This is a genomic window from Lentzea sp. NBRC 105346, from assembly GCF_030269605.1.
Lineage (GTDB): Bacteria > Actinomycetota > Actinomycetes > Mycobacteriales > Pseudonocardiaceae > Lentzea.
The window spans coordinates 1-21,446 of record NZ_BSTQ01000037.1 but is presented as its reverse complement, the minus strand read 5'-3'; the positions used below and the strand labels follow the sequence as shown (position 1 = coordinate 21,446).

The window sequence follows — 21,446 nt, the reverse complement described above, 5'->3', positions numbered from 1 at the left end:
GCCGGCGGAGCCGGCCCACCACGCCGCGAGGGGCCCCAAGTCAAGCCCCAATCGCGGCGCCGAAGGCGCCCCCGGAAGACGCAGCGCCCCACGACACCGGCAGCCAACAAAAGAACAACCACGCACGAAGCCGGCAGCCAAACGCCACGTACGGCAGCCAACCACCACGCACGCAACCGGCAACCAAACGCCACGTACGGCAGCCAACCACCACGCATGGATCCGGCAGCCAAAGACGCGCACGGAACGCAAAGCACCCAGGGCATTGCGCGGGATCCGATCGGGCGTTGAGCGGACGAGACGAGCATCGGAGGCCGCGATGCCCAGTCCAGTTCCACCCCGAAAGGCGCCCGATGGCCCGATTCGTCTTCGCCACCCACGCGGCGTCGGCCCACGTGTCACCGCTGATCCCGGTGGCACGTGAGCTGGTATCCCGCGGCCACGAAATTACCTGGTACACCGGCAAATCCCACCAAGCCAAGATCGAACAGGTCGCGACATACGCCCCACCGACCCACGGCCAGTTCACCGACTTCGAACGACTGGAACAGGAAAACCCCGAGATCATCGACATGAACCGAGTCGAGCGATCGGCGTGGTTCCTGAGCGAGATCTGGGCAAAAAGCACCGAAGGCCAGTACCACGACCTCAAGGCCATCTGCCGCCCAGGAGACGTCCTCCTGGCGGACTCCGGCTTCTGGGCCGCGAACCTGTTGCACGAGAAGGACGGCGTGGTGTGGGCGACGGTGTGCCAGTCGCCGATGTCCATTCCGGACCCGAACCTCCCGCCGTTCGGCACCGGCTGGCAACCCGGCACCACCGACTGGCACCGCAGGCGCGACCGCCGCGGCCACGAGGAGAACATGGTCAAGGTGTTCGGCCCGGCAAGCACAAGGATCAACGCGGTCCGAAAAACACTGAACCTCCCGGAGACCAGGGGGCAGAAGCCGACCCCGTACCTGTTCATGCAGGCGACGATTCCGAGCTTCGAGTACCCGAGAACCAGTCTGCCGGGGCAGGTCAGGTTCATCGGCCCACTATTCCCGGACCTGCCAAAGAACTTCACCCCACCGGACTGGTGGCACGAACTAGACACCGACAGTCCGAAAGTCCTCGTCACACAGGGAACGAGCGCCACCAACCAGGACGACCTGATCAACCCGGCGGTCGAAGCACTGAAAAACGAAGTCGACGTAATAGTGACCGGCCAGCACGAAAAGGCAAGGGCCGCAAGGTTCCTGCCATACGCGGAGCTGATGCCGAAGCTGTCAGCGATCGTCACCAACGGCGGCTACGGCACGGTGCAGCAGGCGATCGCGCACGGGCTGCCGCTCGTCGTCAGTGGGCAGACCGAGGACAAGCCCGAAGTGTGTGCGCGGGTGCACTGGACCGGAGCGGGCATCGACCTCAAAGCGAGGCGGCCGTCCTCGCGACGCATCCGGGACGCCGTCCGGAAGGTGCTCAGCGACGACAGCTACCGAACCAAATCAGAAGAGCTCGCCAAGGAAATGGCCGGGTACGACGCGAAAACCGAAGCGGCCACCCTCCTCGAGGAACTGGAGGCACGCCAGCCATGAAGGCGCTGGTGCTGTCCGGGGGCCACGGCACCCGGATGCGACCCATCACCCACACGTCGGCCAAGCAGCTCATCCCGATCGCCAACCGGCCCGTGCTGTTCTACGGGCTCGACGCGCTCAAAGAAGCGGGTATCACCGAGGTCGGCATCGTCGTCGGCGACACCGCCGACGAGGTCATGAACACCGTCGGCGACGGCAGCCGATGGGGCCTCGAGATCACCTACATCCAGCAGGACGCACCTCGGGGCCTGGCGCACTGCGTGTTGATCAGCAAGGACTTCCTGCAGGACGACGACTTCGTCCTGTACCTGGGCGACAACTTCATCGTCAACGGCATCACCGGTGTCGTCGACGAGTTCCGGCAGCAGAGACCAGATGCGCACATCCTGCTCACCAAGGTCGAGGACCCGAGCAGGTTCGGCGTCGCCGAGCTCAACCCGGACGGCACGGTCAGGAAACTCGTCGAGAAGCCCAAGGAACCCCGCAGCGACCTGGCGATCGTCGGCGTCTACCTGTTCACGCCGAAGATCCACGACGCGGTGAACGCCATCAGGCCGAGCAAGCGCGGCGAGTTGGAGATCACCGACGCCATGCAGTGGCTGCTCGACCACGGGCACGACGTGCGCTCGCACGAGATCACCGGCTACTGGAAGGACACCGGGCAGGTCGAGGACATGCTCGAGTGCAACCGCATGGTGCTGGAGACGTTCAGCGCCGACGTGCGGGGCGACCTCGACGAGGAGTCCACGGTCATCGGTCGCGTCGTGATCCACGAGACCGCGCAGATTCGCCGGTCGCACCTCGTGGGACCACTGGTGATCGGCGCGGGCGCGAAGGTCAGCGACAGCTACATCGGCCCATTCACCTCGATCGGGGACGGGTGCGAGCTCGCGGACACGGAGGTGGAGAGCTCGATCGTGATGGATCGGTCGACGATCCGCGGCGTGCATCGCGTGCAGGACTCGTTGATCGGGCGCGACGTGCACGTCATGCCCGCGCGCGACGTGCCGCGGACGCACCAGCTCGTGCTCGGCGACCACAGTCGCGTGCGGATAGTGCGATGACCCTAAGCACGGAGACCGCATACAGGTACCGCTGGCCCGCGTTGTTCACGCTGGTGCTGGCACAGGTGATGGACCTGTTCGACGGGGTCGTCACCAACGTCGCCGCGCCCGCGATCCGCGGCGGGCTCGGCGGCGACCTCGCGCAGCTGCAGTGGATCAGCGCCGCCTACACGCTGACGTTCGCGGTCGGGCTGATCACCGGCGGCCGGCTCGGTGACATCTGGGGGCGGCGCAGGATCCTGCTCATCGGCGTCGCCGGCTTCGCGCTCAGCTCGCTCGCCTGCGGCCTCGCCCAGGATCCGGCCACGCTCATCGCCGCGCGGGCCGTGCAAGGAGCGTTCGCGGCGGTGATGATCCCGCAGCAGTTCGGGCTCATCAAACAGATGTTCTCGCCGCGCGAGATGCCGAAGGCGTTCGGAGTTCTCGGGCCCGTCGTCGGCCTCACCACGATCAGCGCGCCGATCATCGGTGGCGCGCTGGTCGACGCGTGGGGCTGGCAGTCCGTCTTCCTCGTGAACATCCCGATCGGCGCGCTGCTCATCGCCGGGGTGCTCAGATGGGTCCCGGAGTCCCGCTCCCCCAGCGCGTTGAAGCCTGACTACGCGGGCATGATCCTCGTCAGCGCGGGCGTGCTGCTGCTCATCCATCCACTGGTGCAGGGGCGCGAAGACGGTTGGCCCGCCTGGGTTTTCGTCGAACTGGCCGCCGCGGTGCCGGTACTGCTGGTCTTCGCCTGGCACCAGACTCGCAAGGCGTCACCGCTCGTTCCGCCCCGGTTGTTCAAAGAACGGTCGTACACCGGTGGACTGCTGCTCAGCCTCGTGTTCTACGCCGGCCTCAACGGCACGATGCTCGTCGTCGTGCTGCACATGCAGCTCGTCGAGCACATGACACCACTCCAGGCCGGACTGGTGCTCGTGCCGTGGTCGCTGGGCGCGTCGATCGGCTCGACGGTCTCCGGGATGTGGCTCGCCGCCCGCTACGGCCGCAAGATGCTGCACGCGGGCATCGCCTCGATGGCCGTGGGCATGGCGTGGTTCGCCACTACTGACACCCACGTCGTGCCGCTGTTCGTCGCCGGCGTGGGAATGGGTCTGCTGCTGGCGCCGTTCCTGGACATCGTCTTGTGGGGCGTGGACAAGGAGAACGTCGGTGCCGCGTCCGGCGTGCTCAACGCGACGCAGCAGCTGGCCAACGCGCTCGGCGTCGCCGTGCTCGGTACGATCTTCTTCGACACCGAGCTGAACACCGTGCTGTGGACCGAAGTCGGGTTGCTGGCGACGGGATTTCTGCTGACGTTCCTGCTACCCCAGAAACGCCCGGATGTCCGCTAGCGCCTGGTCGAAACCGTCGGTCACGGCCTGGTCCATGCCGAACTGGACGAGCGGGACCAGCACCCGCTTGTCCGCGGCGACGTTGTAGACGCGCAACGTCAGCAGCGCGCCCTTTTCATGTGGCTTGACCGTGTACTCGCCGCGGTACCACCAGCCGCCCTGGATCGCGAACAGGCCGCGCTCCGGGTCCGCGTCCACGGTCCCGTGCCCGACGCCGAACCTCGTCGGGCCGCCGCGCAGCTCGACGCCGTCGGGAACTCCCTTGGGGTTCAACAGGAACGCGTTGTCCTGGCTCGCCTTTCCCGCACGCGCGGTCGTCAGCAACGACAGGACCTGCTCGTACGGCGCCTCGATGACGCCCTGCCGCACATAGAGCGGTTCGGGGCGTTGGGGAAAGGCACGCCGGAACGCGTCCCAGGACGTGCCACGCAGGGTCTGCACCGGATTGCGCATAACGCGATATTACGCGTTATGCGCGAGCAGCGTCAATCAGCTCCGCCTGGCGCACGATGTCCGAGGCGGGCGGCAGCAGCTCGTCCAGACCCAGTGCGGTCTGGGCGAAAGCGCTGATCAGGTTGGCGAACTGCGTGTCCGCGGGCAGCAGTCGTTCCTCGACGACGTCCTGGCGTTCGATCCGGACGACCGACCGGTGGCCGGGCGGCGGCGTGAACGCGCGGTCGAGCGTCAGCCTGCCCTTGCTTCCCCACAACGTGTAGGCGCACCGGTAGGACCGGTCGAAGCCGAACAACGCCGTCGCGGTCACACCGGAGGAGTTCTCCAGCAGCACGCTGCCACCGAGATCCACCCCGAGCGCGCGATCCATGCGCAGTGACGAGCCCACCACCCGGACCGAGGGCCCGAGGAACATCGACGCGGCCCGCAGGCCGTACACGCCGGCGTCGAGCAACGCTCCCCCACCGAGTTCCAGCTGGTAGCGGATGTCGCGCGGCGGCAACGGCGGGAAGCCGAACTCGACGGTCAACGACCGAACCGAGCCGATCACGTCGTCCTCGATCATCCGGCGTACCGCGGCGTGCTGCGAGTGATAGAGGAACGCGAAGTTCTCCAGTAAGACCCTCTCACCATTGCGAGAGGCCGAAACCAGCTCGTGCGCGTCAGCGGCGCACACGGCCAGCGGCTTCTCGGCCAGCACGTGCTTCCCGGCGGCGATCGCCTTGCCGATCCACTCCTTGTGCAACGCGGGCGGCAGCGGCACGTACACCGCGTCGATGTCGATCCGGTCGAGCATCGCGTCATACCCGACGACGGCCTCGCACCCGAACTGCCGGGCGAACTCCAATGCACGGTCAAAAGTACGACTCGCCACGGCCACCAGCGACACCCGCGGATCCGCCGCCAGAGCGGGAATCGTGTTGCGGCGCGCGATGTTCGCGCATCCGATCACGCCGACGCGAAGTTTCACGGTTCCCCCTCAGCAGAGCGCGTGTGTGCAGGCGATCAGGCTGCGTGCCTCGACGTTCAGGTAACCGCTGTGCGGGATGAGGTCGGCGAGCTGCCCCAAGGTCGCCCAGCGGAAGTTCGGCGGCAACGGCGTCGCCCGCACCTCGGGCGAGACCTCGATGACCTGGTACCGGTTCTCCGCGTGGTGGAACCGGCCACCCTCTTCCGACAGTAAGACGTCGTAACGAACGTTAGAGGGATTCGCACCCAGCACGAGGTCCAGGTACGGCGGTCGCTGCTCGGGCCGCAGGTGCGCGTAGTTACCGGGAATGCACTGCACGGTCGGGCCGAGCTCGACCACGTCCCGCGTGCCGGCCTCGGCGCGCGCCTGCACGAGCACCTCCAGCGTCCCGTTCACCTGACATGCCAGGAAGGCCACGACCCCCATGCCGCACGGCCGCACGAGCGGCTGCGTCCAGCTGCGCACCTCACGGTTCGAGGCGACCACCGAGGCCGCGATGACCTCGAAGTAGCCGCCGTCGACGTGCCGCACCTCGCGCGCGGTCTGCTGCCACGACGGCAGGCCGCGCAACGGCACCAGCTCGGCGGTCAGCGTGGACCGGCTCTTGGCGTGGTTGAGCCAGTTCTGCACGTCGGTCATGCCGCCGCGGGCGAGCAGCGACGAGACCACCGCCTGACTGAACGGCTCGGAGCGTTCCGTCAGAACCGCGCCGTGCAGCGGCAGGCACGACAGCACGCTGCGCGTGTCCATGTTGACCAGGTTGTCCTCGCGCAACAACGCGTGCACCTGGCCGAGCGTCAGCCACCGGTGCTCGTCACCGACCGGCAGGTCCTCGAACACCTCGACGATCATGTTGCGGTTGCGCTTGTGGAAGAACCGCCCGCCCTGCTCGGACTGCAGCACGTCCACCAACGTCTCGGCTTTACCGGGAACAGCGAAGTACTCCAGGAACTTGGTGGGCGCACCGCCGTGCAGCCGCAGGAAGTTCGACCGGGTCGCCTGCACGGTCGGCGAGAGCTGCAGCATGTTGACGTTGCCCGGCTCCATCTTCGCCTGCATCAACATGCACAGCACGCCGTCGATCTCGCGCACGACGATGCCAAGGATGCCGACCTCCGGCTGGTGGATGATCGGCTGCGACCACCGCTCGACCGGCCCGTCCGCCTCCCCCACCCGCAGGCCGCGAATGCGGAAGAACCCGCCGGTGTCGTGCCGGATGTCGCCGGTGTCGGAGTCGATGTGCCACCCGCGCAGGTCGGCGAAGTCGATCTGGTCGACGGTGAACGTGTTGGCCGCGGCCCGAGTCGCGAGCCACGCGCGGACGTCGTCCAGGCTGCCCGCCGCGGGACTGTCCGTTGTGGACGCCGACTCCAGGAACCGGTCCAGCATCCCCCGGCTGGGCCGGGTCGAGGTCGTGAGGGTCATCACTGCTCCGATCAGGCGTGCTCGAGCACCACGGCCGCGTCCTTGTCCCCGTCACCGGCGCTCACCACGGCGGCGAAGCGGTCAAGGACGCTGTGCAGCACGGGAAACTGGCCGGCGTTCGGGTCCAGCGCGAGGCGGAGGTCCTTCTCCATCAACTTCGAACGGAAGTGCGCGGGCTCGTAGCGGCGCTGCTTCATCAGCTCGGCGCGGAACTTCATCACCATCGAGCTGAACCCGCTCTGCGCGATCGACGTCAGCAACAGGTCGCGGTCCAGCCCGGCCTGCTCGCCGTAGCGAACGGCCTCCACCAAAGCGGCGACCTGGGCGCCGAGCACCAGGTTGAACACCAGCTTCAACGTCGCGGCGTGGCCGGCGGGCCCGAGGTGCGTCACGGAACCCAGCGCCTCCAACAGGTCGAGCACGCCGTCCGTCGAGTCGCCCGCGGTGAACACCCGCAGCTCGCCGGACCGCGCCTGGTGCGGGTTGCCCACCACGCACGCCTCGACGCGGCGCACCCCGGCAGAAGCCAGGCGTTCGGCGGCCTCGACGGCGTAGCGCGGCGAAACCGTAGACGTGTCAACGACATACGCGCCCGGCACGAGCACCGGCAATACGCGACCGAACAGCACCTCTTCGACCGCGGCTTCGTCGGCCAAGCTGAGCAGCACCACGTCCGCGCCGCGAGCCGCTTCCTCGGCGCTCTCGGCCAGTTGCGCGCCCGACGCAACGAGACTCGCCGCCTTCGCGGCGGTTCTGTTGTACAGCGTCAGCGAACGCCCGGTGTCGAGCAGGCGCTGCGCCATGCCGTTGCCCATGTTGCCCAAACCGATGAATGCCAGCCGCTTGGTGTCCACGGGCAGTACCGTCGGGAAGGTCGCTGGAGGGGGAATCCAAGCGCGCTGAATGCATCCGACTGGACGAGAGCTCCAGCCGGACGAGATCACGCGCCCCGACTCTGCCGACAACGACAGAGGAGGGATCACATGACGACCTCGGCCGAAGAGCGGGTCGCGGAAGGCGTCGGACGGGCGCCGCGCAGGCAGTGGTGGTTCGTCACGCTGTTCCTGACCGACGTGTGGGAACGCTTCGGTTTCTTCGGCCTGCAGGCCATCCTCGCCCTGTACGCGGCCGCGGCCACCGAGGGCGGCGGGCTCGGCCTCGCGACCGCCGACGCGGCCGCACTTGCCGGCTCGTGGATCGGCCTGAGCTACATGCTCGGCGCGCCAGGCGGTTGGGTCGGCGACCGCGTGCTGGGCGTCCGCCGAACGATGCTGCTCGGCGCGGCCGTGACGACGACCGGCTACCTGCTGATGGCGTTGTCGAAGCCGTCGATCAGCGTGGTGGGACTCATGGTGGTGGCCGTGGGAATCGGGCTCTACAAGCCCAACCACCAGACGATGGTCAATCTGCTGTACACCGACCCGCAGAAGCGCGAGTCCGGCATCTCGATGATGTACGCGGGCGTTCAGATCAGCGCACTGGTCGCGCCGTTCGTCGTCGGCTCGGTCGGCGAGATCGTCAGCTGGCGCGCGGGTTTCCTGACCGCGGGCGCGGTGATGGCGCTCAGCGTGGTGCAGGTGGCCACCGCGACGCGGCAGTTCAACGGGGTCGGCGAGATCCCGAGCCGGCCGCTGGACGCCGTCGGCCGCGCGAAAACCCGCAAATGGACCACCATCGGCGTCTCGGCCCTCGTGGTGCTGACCGTGCTCGGCGCGCTCAGCGGCGGGCTGGTGATGGGCTTCGTGATGTTCTTCGGGCTCACGTCGATCGTGTTCCCGCTGGTGCAGTACCGGATGCTGATCCGTCACCCCGAGCTGGACGACGGCGACCGCAGGCGGCTCAGGACGTTCCGCTGGGTGCTGCTGGTGTGGTCGATGTTCTTCATGATCATCGCGCAGGGCGGCTCGGTGCTGTTGTTGTTCGCCAAGGAGCACACGGATCGCCAGGTGTTCGGCCTGACCATCCCGACCAGCTGGTTCCAGTCGATCTCGCCGCTGTTCCTCTGCCTGCTCGCACCGGTGTTCGCGTGGGTGCTGCCGAAGCTCGGCCGCGGGTTCGCCGCGGTGCCCGTGAAGTTCTCCACCGCGTTGTTGCTGGGCGGCACCAGCTTCCTGCTGATGTCGATCCCGGCGGCGATCTCCGCGAGCGGGGCGAAGGTGTCGCCGCTGTGGCTGTTCCTGGTGTTCTTCATGCACTCGTGCGGTGAAGTGATCATCATCGCGGTGGCCGTGGCGGCCGCGTCGGACGTGTTGCCGAAACGGTTCATCGGGCAGACGCTCGGCCTGTTGTGGCTGTTCGCGGCACTGGGTGGCGGCCTGGGCAGCCAGATCGTGTGGATCGCGCAGGCGTTGCCCGCGACCGTCTACTACCTGTCGTACGGCCTGCTCGCGACCGGTGTCGGCCTGCTGGTCACGTTGCGCCGGAAGAAGATCGCGCACGGTCTCGCCACTTGACTATGACGCGTTATTACGCGATAGTGGTTACAGACGACGCGAAGGGGGAAAAGACCATGACCCAGCAACTGACCGGGACCAGCGCCACCGAGGCGCTCGAGCCGCTGCGCATTTCCGCCGTGACGTTGCTGACGACCTACCGCAAGGACGGCCAGGGCGTCGGCACGCCGGTCGGGATCAACGTCCAGGCGGAGAAGGCGTTCTTCACCACGCGCTCCAAGACCTGGAAGGTCAAGCGCATGAACCGCAACCAGAACGTCACGGTTGCGCCCTGCACCAAGACCGGCAAGGTCCTCGGCGACACCGTGCCCGCCGTCGTGCGGCGCGTCAGCGAGGAGGAGTTGCGCGCCCACCAGAGCAACTTCCAGTACAAGCTCTGGCGGGTCGTTTACCGGATCATCTACCGCGACCTGCCGGTTACGTACGAGATCACGCCGGTTGCTTAGCCGCTGCCCTCCCGGCAGGCTGGAAGTGATCACCCCCAACACTCTTCCGGCCCGCAAAACGCCGTGTCCCCCAGTGGACACGGCGTTTTGTCGTACCAGTGGCTTTGGAGCCGGGTTCGAGCCCGCCTTGTGACCCTCCCTGGCGACGTCCGGAGAAGGGATCACCAATGCGCATACCGAAAACCACGGCGTGTGCCGCGGTCGTGGTGCTGCTGACGGCAGCGGTTCCGGCGGCGGCGCAGGAAAAACAACACCAGGGGCTCGTGCGCGTCACCGTCGGGTACGACGGCAAGCCCGCCAACGCGGGCAGCGAGCGCGTGTCCATCAGCGGCGACGGCCGGTTCGTGATCTTCACGTCCCGCGCCACGAACCTCGTCAAGGGCGTGACCAGCGGCGTGAACCACGTGTACCTGCGTGATCTCGCGCGGCGCACGACGTCCGTGGTCGACGTGAACGACGCGGACACGCCGGCCGACCAGCACAGCTGGGAGGCCTCGATCACGCCGGACGGCCGGTTCGTCACGTTCTTCTCGGACGCGACCAACCTGGCGGGCCAGGCGAACGGCCGGTCCCACATCTACGTGCGAGACCTGTTGCGCCGCAAGACGTCCATCGTCGACGTGAGCCCGAGCGGCGACCCGAGCAACCAGGACAGCATCCAGTCGCAGATCAGCCCGGACGGCACCGGCGTGGTGTTCATGTCGCGCGGCACCAACCTGGTGCCCGGCGACGTGCACGACACGTGGAACGTCTTCTACCGCGACCTGCGCACCAGCACGACACAGCTGGTCAGCCGCGGCCACGACGGCAAGCCCGCCAACGGGGTCAGCTACGGCCCGTCGATCAGCGCGGACCGGCGGTACGTGTCGTTCGCGTCCCTGGGAGACAACCTGATTCCCGGTGACACCAACAAGGCCGGCGACGTGTTCGTGCGCGACCTCAGGACCGGCACCAACACGATCGTCTCGGTCGGCAACGGTGACGTGCGCGGCGACGACCTGGCGGTCGGCTCGTCGATCAGCGCGGACGGCCGTTACGTCGGCTTCTCCTCGCACGCCACGAACATCGCGCCCGGTCTGCCGAAGGACCACTCGTCCCACTCGTACGTCCGCGACACGAAGACCGGTACCACAATCGCCTTGGACACCAATGCATCCGGCGCGGTCGGCAACGGCGGTGCCACGTGGACCGGGTTGTCGCCGAGCGGCCGGTACGCGACGTTCCAGTCGTTCGCGACGAACCTCGTCGACGGTGTGCCCACTGCGAAGTGGAACATCTACCGCCGCGACCTGCGCACCGGCGCGGTGCAGCTGGTCAGCTCGACGGCCGGCAAGTCGCAGAGCAACGGGGAGAACTGGTGGCCCACCTCGAGCGCGAACGATCGTGTGGCGGGCTTCCTGTCGTTCGGCGACGACGTCCTGCCCGGTGACACCAACGGTGTGTCCGATGTCTACGTCCGGTATCTGGGCGAACCGGAGAAGACCGTCACACCGGCACAAACCGCCTCGGCTCCGGCGGCGGCGAACCGCAACCAGACACTGTCGTCGCAGGCCCGCAACACCATCTCGCCCAACGGGAAGCCCGGCGACATCGTGGCTTCCGGCTCGTCGTTCGTGGTGGTGCCGTACCTGAACTACTTCGCGTCGTTCAACCAGACCACGTCCAAGGTGGCCTGGCTCGGCACGAGTCCCGTGGTGGCGGACAGCATCCAGCACACCGACAGCTGGCACGTGGACTACTTCGGTGGCCCATATGAGGCCAAGGGCGCGCCGCAGGGTGCGCAGATCACCGGCGACACCGGTTCACTCGACGTCGCCTGGTCGACGACGGCGAACCAGACCTGGTACAGCGAGCACAAGTGGGACCGGGTGGACATCGCGCCACCGTCGTGGTTCGGCCAGATCTACCGGATCAAGCACACGGTGACCGGCACGTTCCAGTTCGGATCGTCGTTCTACACGGTCCAGGCGGACGGTCGCGCTTTCGTCTGGTGACATGGAAAAGCCCCCTCGACCGTAACGGTGAGGGGGCTTTTCCCGTTGTTACGCGAGAACTGCATTCAACACGGCACGAAGTTCCTGCTCCGGCTCACCGGCCGCGTCGGGGCTGCGCCACGCCACGAAACCGTCCGGCCGCACCAGCAACGCGCCAGTGGAGGTGATTCCGTGCGCCGCACCGATCGGCTTGTCCACCTGGCCGAGCCGGCCGCCGATGTCCGCGATGTCGATGCGGACGCCGGTGTCGCCGGACACGGTGCGCGCCGCGTCCGCCCACGCGGCCCCGTCCTCGCCGGTGATCAGCACGAACGCCGGGCCGTACAGGTCGATCGTGGACGCCGGCTTTCCGTCGATGGTCACGTCGAGGTGCGGCGCGCGCGTACCGGCCTGCCCGGTGAGCTCCTCCGCGGGCACCGCGTCCGGGGCGCCCTCGGCACCGAGCACCGCCGAAGACCGGTACTGGTAACCGAAAACGAGCGCGCCGACGTCGATGTCGTCCGGTTCCTGCCCGGAGTTCCGCGCCTGGCCAGCCGCCAGCACGATGCCCATCGTGTTGAACGCCACGGGCTTGCGCTCGGCGTCGTAGGTGTCGAGCAGCGCGTCGCCCGCGTGACCGCGGTGCACGGCCGCGAGCTTCCACGCGAGGTTGTTCGAGTCCTGGATGGCCATCGAACCGCCCTGCCCGAGCGCGGGCGGCACGATGTGCGCCGCGTCGCCGACGAGGAACACCCGGCCGCGACGGAACTCCTGCGCCACCTGCGCGCCGATGACGAACCACAGCTGCTTGAGGTCCGTGCCCGGCACCTGCGGCAGCACCCGGACGTCGAGGTCCTCGCCGATCGCGGCGTGCAGGTCCGCCACGACGGCGGCCTCGTCGTACTCGGTCTCCTCCTGCGCGAACGTCGCCACCCAGCGCTGCGGCGCCGTGCGCACGAGAACCGTGCCGGGGCGCGGCTTCTCGACGTACGCGACACCCACCGGGCGGCCGGCGAGCACCGGCGACAGGTCGCCCTCGAACATCACCGACGCGACCTCGGCGAACCGGCCGGGGCCGAGCGCGGGGATGCCGAGCCTCTCCCGGATCGGGCTGGAGTTGCCGTCGGCGGCGACGATGTAGTCGGCGCTGATCGTGCTTCGCTTGCCGGTGGCCAGGTCCTCGATGACCGCCGTGACACCGTTGTCGCCCTGTTCGAACTCCTTCAGCTCGGTGCTGAACCGGATGTCGGCGCCGAGCTCGCGGGCGCGGTCGCGCAGGATGACCTCGAGGCGGTCCTGGTCGATCGCGGACCACTGGGACGGGCTGTGCTCGGCCAGCTTAGCCGCCTCACCTTCACCGAACGTAACGAAATCCGGGTCGGACAAGGTGCTCGCCCGCAGGCTCAGCATCTTGTCCTGCGTGGCGTCGAGACCGCACGCGTCGATGATCTGCTGCTCGATCCCCAGCTGGCGCAACAGTTCGGACGTACGTGGCGTAATGCCCCGCGACCTGGGGTGGATCAGCAGGTCGGCGTGGCTCTCGACGAGCAGGACCGGAACGTCCTGCCAGGCCAGGAATGCGGCCGCGGAGAGACCGGCGAGGCCTCCCCCGACGACCAGGACCGCGGTCTTCTCATCGGACATAACGACTCCCCTGCGTCACCGGGACAACGGTGTGCTCACTTGTTAAACTATTCGACACGTCGTAATTTTCAATCTTCTGAAAGTTTCGGAGCGCCCCATGACGACCGACCAGCGTGACCGGCAAACAGTCATCGCCGAGGTACAGAAGGCGCTGCGGGACAACGCGAGTTGGGGCCTGCTGCTGCATCAGACGATCGCGGCCAGGTTCGGGCTGAACCCCACGGACCTGAAGTGCCTCGACCTCGCCCGCAGGGAGAAGGACCTCACCGCGGGACAGCTGGCGACGATCACCGGACTGAGCAACTCGGCGGTGACCGCGGTGCTCAACCGGCTCGAGAACGCCGGCCTCATCCTGCGCAAGCGGGACGAGCAGAACCGCAGGCGCGTCTTCGTGCTGTCCACCGGACGGCACGAACTCGGACTGCGGGACGCCTACGCGCCGCTCACCGTGAGCATGCGCGAGCACCTCGACCAGTACGACGACGAGCAGCTCGACCTGATCCTCAACTTCACCCTCGCGGTCGGGAAGATCACTCAGGACATGATCAACCAGACCGCCCAGGCGCCGGGCTGAACTTCGCGTACTATTACGCGTCATATAGCGACTGTATCGCGTGCTGCTCACGCTTGCAATGAGATTGAATGCCGCACGACATCCACTCGAACGTTCTTCGAGTCGCAGGCAGGAGGCTCCCCCGCACGTCACTGACGAGGGGGAGCACCGTGAGGTTTCCGTTCCTGCCGGATGTACTGCTGGAGCCACCGGCCGAGTTCGCGATGTTGCGCGAACAGGCGCCGGTGGCGCGGGTGTCGCTGCCGACCGGTGATTCGGCCTGGCTGGTGACGCGACTGCCGGCCGTGCGGCAGGTGCTCGCCGATCCCCGGCTTTCCCGCGCTCTCACGACGGTCGACGGCGCACCGCGGCTCGGTCCGGCGCGGCCGGAGCCCTACTCGATCATGGCCATGGATCCGCCGGACCACACGCGGTTGCGCAGGCTGGTCGCACCGGCGTTCAGCAGCGGGCGGATCTCCCGGCTGCGCGAAGGGATCACTTCGGTCACCGCTTCGCTGCTGGACGCCTTTGTCTCTCCGGCCGATGTCGTCGCCGGGTTGGCGCAACCGCTGCCGATGGCCGTCATCTGCTCGATGCTAGGTGTTCCGGTGGCGGACCAGGCGCAGTTCCGCGAGTGGACCGACACCTCGTTGGGCCTCGGGATCGGGCAGCTCGAAGAAGTCGTCGGCGCACGGGAGAAGCTGCACGACTACCTCACCGATCTGGTTGCGTCGAAGGGATCTTTGCTCCCCGTCGAGGCGACGCCCGCGGAGCACGTCGCGCTCGGGGCGACGCTGATCACCGCCGGATACCACACGGTCAGCGCGACGATCGGCAACGCGACGCTGGCGCTGCTGCGCCACCCCGCGCAGATGTCGTTGCTGCGCAACGATCTTTCGCTGTTGCCGCAGGCCGTCGACGAACTGCTGCGCTATGCACCGGGTCCGGTCAGCGGCGGCACGATGCGCATCGCCATGGAGGACCTGGAGATCGACGGAGTCCTGGTCCGCGCGGGCGAGGCCGTCATCCCGTCGACCTCGTCGGCCAACCGCGACGCCGCGGTGTTCACCGATCCCGACCGGCTGGACCTCGCGCGGTCGCACAACCCGCACGTCGCGTTCGGTCCGGGGATCCACCACTGCCTGGGCTCGCACCTCGCGCGTGTACAGCTGCAGGTCGCGTTCGGCGGGCTCGTGTCGCGGTTCCCCGGCCTGCGGCTCGCGTGTGACGTTTCCGAACTGCGGTGGACGAACGGCATGATCCGCGGTCTCGTCAGCCTGCCGGTGCAGTGGTGAGGCGGTTCGTCGCGGTCCTGGCCCTCGTGCTGGCGGCCTGCTCCACGGCGAAGTCGGCTCCTTCTCCGCAGGTTTCGGCGGCGCCGGACATCCTGCTCGACTCCTGGGTGTCGGACGGGCCGCGCGGTTATTTCGTAGACGGCCGGTTCTCCTTGTACGACACGATGTGGTGGACCCAACTGGGGACGTCCTCGTCGCTGGACGCCGCTGCGGTCGCGCGGTGGCTGGGCCCGGCGTTGACGGGGTCTTTGCCGGGCACTCCCCTGCCGCCCATCGCGCAGATCGACTACGCCGTGTCGGTGTTGACGCGCGTGGGCGCACCGGTTTCCGCCCGCACGGTCGAGTACGCGCTGAACGGCCTGCGCCGCGGATCGGGTTACACGTCCGGCGCGAGCGGCACCGCGCCCGACTGGGGCAGCACGGCGATCGCGGTCCGGCTGCTGGTGCGGCTCGGTCTCGCGGTGCCTGCCGAGGTGGCCGACGCGGCGCGGACGGCGACGCCGTCGTCGTGGAGCCAGCAGGTGTCACTGCTGCAGATCGCTTCCGCGCTGCGGTGGCCCGGTGTCGAATCGGCGGTCCAGCAGGCCGCGGCTGTCTCCACGGACGTCGACGTGGCATGGCTGTCGTTGCGCTCCGCCCTGGTCGATCTGGGTGCGCCGCCGGTGACGGCATGCGGGACCTTGGTCCGCCCCGACGGCACAGTCGGCCTGCCCGGTCAGTCCACATCGGACCCGCAGGCCACCTATCACGCCGTGCACATCGGCTGCCCCGGCGCCCGTGCCTCGGTCGCACCACCGCATACGCGGGCCGGCTGGCCGACCCCGGAGGCGTTGTCCGCCGCGCCGACCGCGTCCTCGTTCGGCATCGTGGCGGCGCACCACACGCTGGGGAACCGCTTCGACGAGCCGTTGCGGCGTCAGGTCGAGGTGTGGGTGCCCGCACTGGCTTCCGGCGATGTAGCCACCCAAGTCGCGCGGATCGGCGTCCGCGCGGTCGCCCACGCCGTGGGTGCGGACGTGTCTTCGCTGCCGGTCGTTGCCACCGGTTCCGGTGATGCCGCCTTGCTGTTGGAGCTGACCGAGCTTTCGCTTGCCGGTCGGGCTCCTTCTCCCGAGACTGCTACTCGGGTTCGTACCGCTGCTTCGGGACCCGCCGGGTCGCCGCTGCGGGTGGCGTGGCTGGCAGTGGCCGCCACCGTGTTGGACACGCCTTCCTATCGTTCCACCGCTCTGTCCGAACTGGACAGTGTTCCTTCGTCGTTCGAGGCCTCCGTGGTGCGTTCGTGGCTGGAGTCGCGCAACGCCCTGTGCTGTATCGGCGGCCCGATGACGTTGCGCACCTTGATGATCGTGCTGGCCTGCGAGAACGGTCGTTACGACGAGCTGTTCCCGTTGCCGCTCTAAGAGGGGAGAACCTGATGACCGACGTCGAAGTCGCTGATACCTTCGTGTTGCCCGACGGGCGGGATGTGTGGTGTCCCAACGCCACCGAGGCCGAGGCCGTGTGGGCGGAGATGGGCGCCGACTCGCCCTACGTCGCCGCCGCGCGAGGACTGCGGTCCGGTGATGTCGTGATCGACGTCGGCGCGCACGTGGGTATGGCGTCGATGGTCTTCGCCGACACCGCTCCCGGTGTGGAGATCTACGCCTTCGAGCCCGCGCCCGCCACTGCCGATTGCCTGCAGCGGAACCTGGCCGCGCACGTGCCGGCGGCCGTGGTGTTGCGGCAGGCGGTGGGGGCTCGGCCCGGGACACACTCCTTCACCTACTACCCCGTCACCTCGTCCCGGTCGACGTTGTACGTGGACGACATCGACGACGAGCTCAACCAGGAGGCCTACTTCACCAACCAGGCCGTGCCGGAAGCCGATCGGGACATCATCCGTCAGCTCAACGGGATCGCCGTGCAGCTGACCGTCGACGTCACCACCGTCAGCGATCTGGTGCGGGCCAACGGGTTGCGGTCCATCGGGCTGTTGAAGATCGACGTGGAGCGGGCCGAGCACGAGGTGTTGCGCGGGGTCTCGGACTCCGACTGGCCGCTCGTGCGGCGCGTGCTGATCGAGGTGCACGACATCGACGGGCGGCTGGGGCACATCGTGGCCCGGCTGGCGACGCTCGGGTTCTCGGTGACGACCACGCAGCCCGGGAGCTTCCGCGGCGGCTCCGTCTACACGGTGCTCGCTAGCCGTCCTGCCTGAGCACCTTGGCGATCTGGCGGTGTGCGTCGTCGAGGATGGCGGCGCACTGCCCGACCTGCTCGGACGTCGGCGTCGCCTGTGCCAGGTAGTCCTGGACCCGTGCGACCAGCACGTGCAGCTGCGCCTCGATCATCCCGCCGGACCCGCTGAACTCCGGCGCGGCGGGCCACTCGGGCGTGAACCGCCGATGTCCGCGCCGGCGTTTCGTGTCGCCCTGCAGACCGCGCGCGGCGTCCTCCAGTTCACCGCCGATGTCGCGGACGGTGCTACGAATGTCGGCGTCGACGTCGTCGGCGAGCTCGGCGACGGACTGGGCGATGTCGCGGTCGAGGGCGTCGAGCTCCTCGGCGCGGGCGTCGACCTCGGCCTGTCCGGCCGGGGTCAGCTTGAAGATCTTGCGGCCACCGCTCTCGGTGTAGCTGACGAGACCGTCGGCCTCGAGCCGGCGCAACCGTGGGTAGACGCTGCCCGGTGAGGGCGCGTAGGTGCCGCCGAGCCGCTGTTCCAGCAGCTGGAGGATCTCGTAGCCGTGCCGCGGGCGTTCGCCGAGCAGCTTGAGCAGGTAGAGACGCATGCGTCCCCTGGTGAAGACACCGCTCATGCGATCACCCGCCGGCTGACTCGTGACACGCCCCAATGGTAACGCGTTATATCACGAAGGCTCTCCAGCGCCCTTGGATCCGGGATCGAAGCGGGTTGCCGAGGCTTGCCCCAGACAGAAGGGGACGCCATGAGAGTGCTGATGATGCCGCCGCCCGCGGCGAGCCACGTGACCGCGATGGTGCCGCTGGCTTGGGCGCTGCGCGCGTGCGGGCACGAGGTGCTCGTCGCCGGGCAGCCCGACGTGCTGCCCGTGGCGCGGTCCGCCGGGTTGAGCACGGTGGACGTCGGGGAGCCCGCCGACCTCACGCGTGCCGGGCAGGAGGCCATGCCCGAGGACATGTTCCCCGCCAGCGCGTTCGGGGATCGGCACACCGACATGGGGCGCTACCTGTGGAACATGACCGCGGGCGCCTGGGTGCAGCACGCCGAGCAGCACGAGACGGCGTACCTGCGGGTTGCACGGGCGTGGCGGCCGGACGTGGTGGTCAGTGACTCCGTCACGCTGGTCAGCCGGATGGTCAGCGCGGAGCTCGATGTGCCGCTGGTGTTCCTGCGGTGGGGCGTCGATCCGACCGCCGGGCCGTTCGAGGAGACCGCACGCGAACACCTCTCGCCGCTCGCGGACCCCGCGCTGATCATCGACCCGTGCCCGCCAAGCCTGCAGGTGGAGGACGCCGCGCCGGGGCACCGGTTCCGTTACGTGCCCTACAACGGAGCCGGGTCGTTGCCGGAGTGGGCGACCGGGCAGGCGTCGCGGCCGCGCGTGTGCATCTGTCCCGGTACCAGCATCATGGCGCTGACCGGGCCCGGTCCGGTGCGGCGCGTGCTGCAGGCGTTGGACGGCATGGACGTCGAGGTCGTCGCCGCGCTCACCACCGAGAACCGCCGCATGCTCGGCCGGGTCCCCACGCACGTGCGCGTCGTGGAGTCGTTGCCGCTCAACCTGTTCCTGGGCACCTGCGACGTGATCGTGCACCACGGCGGGTCCGGCACCGGCCTCACCGCCACCGCGCACGGCGTGCCGCAGCTCGTCCTTCCACAGTGGACGGACCAGTTCGACTACGGGCGGCGCGTGGGTGAGGCAGGTGCGGGGATCAGCATCGCCGACCACTGCGGGCAGCGCGACGTCGATCGGCTCCGGCGCGCGCTCACCACGTTGATCGCCAAGCCGGACTACGCGTTCGCGGCGGCCCGGCTGCGGGCCGAGATGTCCGCGTTCGAGCCGCTCACGGAGGCGGTTCCGCTGCTGGAAGCCCTTGTTCGTCCGGTGTCGGTGCTGGCCGGCCTCGTTCCCGTGGAGTCGAACTGATGCGCGTCCTGACGATCCCGCCGCCCGCCGCCGGGCACGTGTCGGCGATGGTGCCGCTGTGCTGGGCGTTGCGCGCCGCCGGCCACGACGTGCTGGTCGCCGGGCAGCCGGACGCGCTGCCCGTGGCCCGTGCCGCCGGCCTCAACACCGCCGAGGTCGGGGCTTTGACGGAACTGACCAACGAGCTCAGCAAGTACATGCCGCCGGAGCTGTTCCCCGCGCCGGTGTTCGGCATGCGCGACACGGACATGGGGCGCATGGCATGGGAGATGACCGCGCGCGAACGCGTCGGCCACGCCGAGCGGCACCTCGACGACTACCTGCGCGTGGCCGCGGCGTGGGAGCCCGACATCATCCTGAGCGAGCCGATCACCGTGGTGAGCCGCGTGCTCGGCGGGGCGCTGGGGATTCCCGTGGTGTGCCTGCGCTGGGGTGTCGACCCGACCGCGGGGCCGTTCGAGGACACCGCTCAGGCGATGCTGAAGCCGTTGTGCGAGCAGCACGGCCTGCCCGGTCTGCCGCCGTACGACCTGGTGATCGACCCGTGCCCGCCGAGTCTGCAGGTACTCGACGCGCCTGCTGGAGAACGGTTCCGCTACGTCCCGCACAACGGCGCCGGCGTGCTGCCGGAGTGGGCCACCGTGCGGGCCTCCCGGCCGCGGGTGTGCGTGTGCCTCGGCGGCACGATCATGACGCTGACCGGGCCCGCTCCCCTGCTCAACCTGCTGGAGGCGCTCTCGGGCCTGGACGTCGAGGTGATCGCCGCGTTGACGCCGGCCAACCGCGAGGCGGCGGCCCCGCTGCCGTTCGACGTGCGGGTCGTGGAGTCCCTGCCGCTCAACCTTTTCCTGGACACGTGCGACCTGCTCGCGCACCACGGCGGCTCGGGAACGGGTCTCACCGCGACGTCGCTCGGCGTGCCGCAGCTGGTGCTGCCGCAGTTCGCCGACGAGTTCGACTACGGCGCCCGGCTCGCCGAGGCGGGCGCCGGGATCACCATCCCCGACCAGGCCGGACAGCGTGACATCGACGGTATCCGCCACGCGGTGCAACGGTTGCTGGCCGAACCGGACTTCCGGCTCGGCGCCCGAAAGCTGCAGGAGGAGCTGCAGACCGCGCCGCCGCTCACCTCGGCCGTGCCGCTGCTCGAAGCCCTGGTGTGATGACGCGTTATGGCGCGATAGCATAACGTCAGCGGGGAGGGCGAGCAGGCGGAGGCGGCGTGAAGAGCTGGACCATCGAGGAACCGGGGAGCCTCGCGTTCGAGGACGTCAACGAGGTCAAGGCGTTCGTGGTGCGCGGCAACGTACGCGTGGTCGGCGCGCCGGGCCCGGTCCGGCTCGAGGTGACCGAGATCGACCGGTCACCACTGCACGTCCGGCTCACCGACGGCCTGCTGGAGGTCAGCCACGGCGAGGTGAACGCCCAGAAGATCGCGGCCAGCGCGTTGAGCAGGCACAAGAAGATGCGCGCGACCGTGACGTTGAGCGTCCCGCCGGGCTGCCCGGTCGACCTGTCCAGTGCCACCGCGAACATCACCGCGAGCGGGCTCTCCAGTCGCCTCAAGGTGTTCACCAGTCAGAGCGAGACGGCGCTGGCGAACCTGTCCGGCCCGGTGCAGATCGAGAGCTCGCACGGCCGGGTCGAGGCGATAACGGTCAGCGGCCCGATCGTGGTGAAGGCGATCGTGGCGGACGTCGTCATCGCCGACGCCACGGGATCGGTGCGCGCGGAGACCTCGAACGGCTCGATCGCGCTCGATGCCCGGCCCCAGGCCGGCGCGCACCTGCAGCTCGCGTCGAACAGCGGCCCGGTCCGCATCGGCCTGACCGGGTTGACGAACACCAAAGTGCACCTCGAGTCGCGCACCGGCGCCATCTCCAGCCAGTTCGACGAGGTCTCCGCGATCGAGCGCGACAAGCTCTCGATCGCGAAGGAGACCTTCGGCACGCCGCTGGTCGATGTGTGGGTGCGCACCGACTCGGGCGACATCGCCCTGTTGCGCCGCGACGACGTCTGATTGCTATGGGGGGAGCTTTCCAAGCGCCCAGCGCTTGCTGGTGTTTTAACCGGGAAGCTCCTGATCTTTGACATGGGCACGGCCACCGCTTGATCATTTTCGGGTTCCGTCCAAAGAACTCGATCAT

19 protein-coding genes are annotated in these 21,446 nt (G+C 68.5%); 13 read left to right on the top strand and 6 right to left on the bottom strand.

The annotated features are described in order from the left end of the window. The 3 genes from QSK35_RS42205 to QSK35_RS42195 form a co-directional block, all read left to right on the top strand. Positions 1-1,577: glycosyltransferase (locus tag QSK35_RS42205; protein ID WP_285754047.1), on the top strand; the 1,577-nt coding region annotated here is incomplete at its 5' end. Next, the gene (locus QSK35_RS42200) at positions 1,574-2,641 is read left to right on the top strand and encodes a glucose-1-phosphate thymidylyltransferase (protein WP_285754045.1); all 1,068 of its coding nucleotides are present in this window, start codon (positions 1,574-1,576) and stop codon (positions 2,639-2,641) included. The genes QSK35_RS42205 and QSK35_RS42200, both read left to right, overlap by 4 nt. Beyond that, complete coding sequence (locus QSK35_RS42195) at positions 2,638-3,975, top strand: MFS transporter (RefSeq protein WP_285754042.1); 1,338 nt, start codon at positions 2,638-2,640, stop codon at positions 3,973-3,975. Before QSK35_RS42200 ends, QSK35_RS42195 begins: the two co-directional genes overlap by 4 nt. Here QSK35_RS42195 and QSK35_RS42190 read toward each other — a convergent pair. Genes QSK35_RS42190 through QSK35_RS42175 form a run of 4 tightly spaced genes read right to left on the bottom strand, consistent with a single transcriptional unit; the run spans position 3,946 to position 7,677 of the window. Next, positions 3,946-4,428, bottom strand: a complete 483-nt coding sequence (locus tag QSK35_RS42190; protein ID WP_285754040.1) for a hypothetical protein — start codon at positions 4,426-4,428, stop codon at positions 3,946-3,948. The genes QSK35_RS42195 and QSK35_RS42190 overlap by 30 nt on opposite strands. 16 nt (positions 4,429-4,444) lie before the next feature. After that, positions 4,445-5,398, bottom strand: a complete 954-nt coding sequence (locus tag QSK35_RS42185; protein WP_285754038.1) for a Gfo/Idh/MocA family protein — start codon at positions 5,396-5,398, stop codon at positions 4,445-4,447. Between the two features lie 9 nt (positions 5,399-5,407). Then, positions 5,408-6,823 (bottom strand): NDP-hexose 2,3-dehydratase family protein, encoded by a 1,416-nt coding sequence (locus QSK35_RS42180; protein ID WP_285754036.1) that lies wholly within the window; start codon positions 6,821-6,823, stop codon positions 5,408-5,410. 11 nt (positions 6,824-6,834) lie between these two features. Then, positions 6,835-7,677, bottom strand: coding sequence for an NAD(P)-dependent oxidoreductase (locus QSK35_RS42175; RefSeq protein WP_285754034.1), 843 nt, complete (start codon positions 7,675-7,677; stop codon positions 6,835-6,837). A gap of 129 nt (positions 7,678-7,806) precedes the next feature. Between QSK35_RS42175 and QSK35_RS42170 the strand changes: the two genes are divergently transcribed. The 3 genes from QSK35_RS42170 to QSK35_RS42160 all read left to right on the top strand — a co-directional run bounded on the left by QSK35_RS42170 (position 7,807) and on the right by QSK35_RS42160 (position 11,716). Beyond that, positions 7,807-9,276, top strand: coding sequence for a peptide MFS transporter (locus QSK35_RS42170; protein ID WP_285754032.1), 1,470 nt, complete (start codon positions 7,807-7,809; stop codon positions 9,274-9,276). 56 nt (positions 9,277-9,332) lie between these two features. Next, entirely contained in the window at positions 9,333-9,722 is a 390-nt protein-coding gene (locus QSK35_RS42165; RefSeq protein ID WP_285754030.1) for a PPOX class F420-dependent oxidoreductase, read from the top strand. Between the two features lie 167 nt (positions 9,723-9,889). After that, positions 9,890-11,716 (top strand): TolB family protein, encoded by a 1,827-nt coding sequence (locus QSK35_RS42160; RefSeq protein WP_285754028.1) that lies wholly within the window; start codon positions 9,890-9,892, stop codon positions 11,714-11,716. A gap of 48 nt (positions 11,717-11,764) precedes the next feature. Here the strand turns inward: QSK35_RS42160 and QSK35_RS42155 are convergent, their stop codons facing one another. Next, entirely contained in the window at positions 11,765-13,339 is a 1,575-nt protein-coding gene (locus tag QSK35_RS42155) for an FAD-dependent monooxygenase (RefSeq protein ID WP_285754026.1), read from the bottom strand. A 97-nt stretch (positions 13,340-13,436) separates the two neighbouring features. Here QSK35_RS42155 and QSK35_RS42150 point away from each other — a divergent pair, with 97 nt between their 5' ends. The 4 genes from QSK35_RS42150 (at position 13,437) to QSK35_RS42135 (ending at position 17,387) form a co-directional block, all read left to right on the top strand. Next, positions 13,437-13,913 carry a MarR family transcriptional regulator gene (locus tag QSK35_RS42150; RefSeq protein ID WP_285754024.1) on the top strand — a complete coding sequence of 159 codons (477 nt, stop codon included), beginning with the start codon at positions 13,437-13,439 and terminating at the stop codon, positions 13,911-13,913. Positions 13,914-14,062: 149 nt separating this feature from the next. Beyond that, complete coding sequence (locus QSK35_RS42145; RefSeq protein ID WP_285754022.1) at positions 14,063-15,187, top strand: cytochrome P450; 1,125 nt, start codon at positions 14,063-14,065, stop codon at positions 15,185-15,187. After that, on the top strand, positions 15,184-16,590 hold the full coding sequence (locus QSK35_RS42140) for a serine/threonine-protein kinase (RefSeq protein WP_285754020.1): 1,407 nt from the start codon (positions 15,184-15,186) through the stop codon (positions 16,588-16,590). Before QSK35_RS42145 ends, QSK35_RS42140 begins: the two co-directional genes overlap by 4 nt. A 14-nt stretch (positions 16,591-16,604) precedes the next feature. After that, on the top strand, positions 16,605-17,387 hold the full coding sequence (locus tag QSK35_RS42135) for an FkbM family methyltransferase (protein WP_285754018.1): 783 nt from the start codon (positions 16,605-16,607) through the stop codon (positions 17,385-17,387). On the opposite strand, the gene QSK35_RS42130 is transcribed toward QSK35_RS42135, so the two are convergent. Further along, positions 17,371-17,988 carry a PadR family transcriptional regulator gene (locus QSK35_RS42130; RefSeq protein WP_285754016.1) on the bottom strand — a complete coding sequence of 206 codons (618 nt, stop codon included), beginning with the start codon at positions 17,986-17,988 and terminating at the stop codon, positions 17,371-17,373. The genes QSK35_RS42135 and QSK35_RS42130 overlap by 17 nt on opposite strands. A 129-nt stretch (positions 17,989-18,117) precedes the next feature. Here QSK35_RS42130 and QSK35_RS42125 point away from each other — a divergent pair, with 129 nt between their 5' ends. The 3 genes from QSK35_RS42125 to QSK35_RS42115 are packed head-to-tail and all read left to right on the top strand — an operon-like array spanning position 18,118 to position 21,319. Next, positions 18,118-19,299: a nucleotide disphospho-sugar-binding domain-containing protein gene (locus tag QSK35_RS42125; protein ID WP_285754014.1), complete on the top strand. Its 1,182-nt coding sequence runs from the start codon at positions 18,118-18,120 to the stop codon at positions 19,297-19,299. Continuing rightward, a complete protein-coding gene (locus QSK35_RS42120) occupies positions 19,299-20,462 on the top strand; it encodes a nucleotide disphospho-sugar-binding domain-containing protein (protein WP_285754012.1) in 1,164 nt (387 codons plus the stop codon). The genes QSK35_RS42125 and QSK35_RS42120 overlap by 1 nt, the downstream gene beginning before the upstream one ends. A gap of 59 nt (positions 20,463-20,521) precedes the next feature. Continuing rightward, positions 20,522-21,319, top strand: a complete 798-nt coding sequence (locus QSK35_RS42115) for a DUF4097 family beta strand repeat-containing protein (RefSeq protein ID WP_285754010.1) — start codon at positions 20,522-20,524, stop codon at positions 21,317-21,319. Positions 21,320-21,446: the final 127 nt, after the last annotated feature.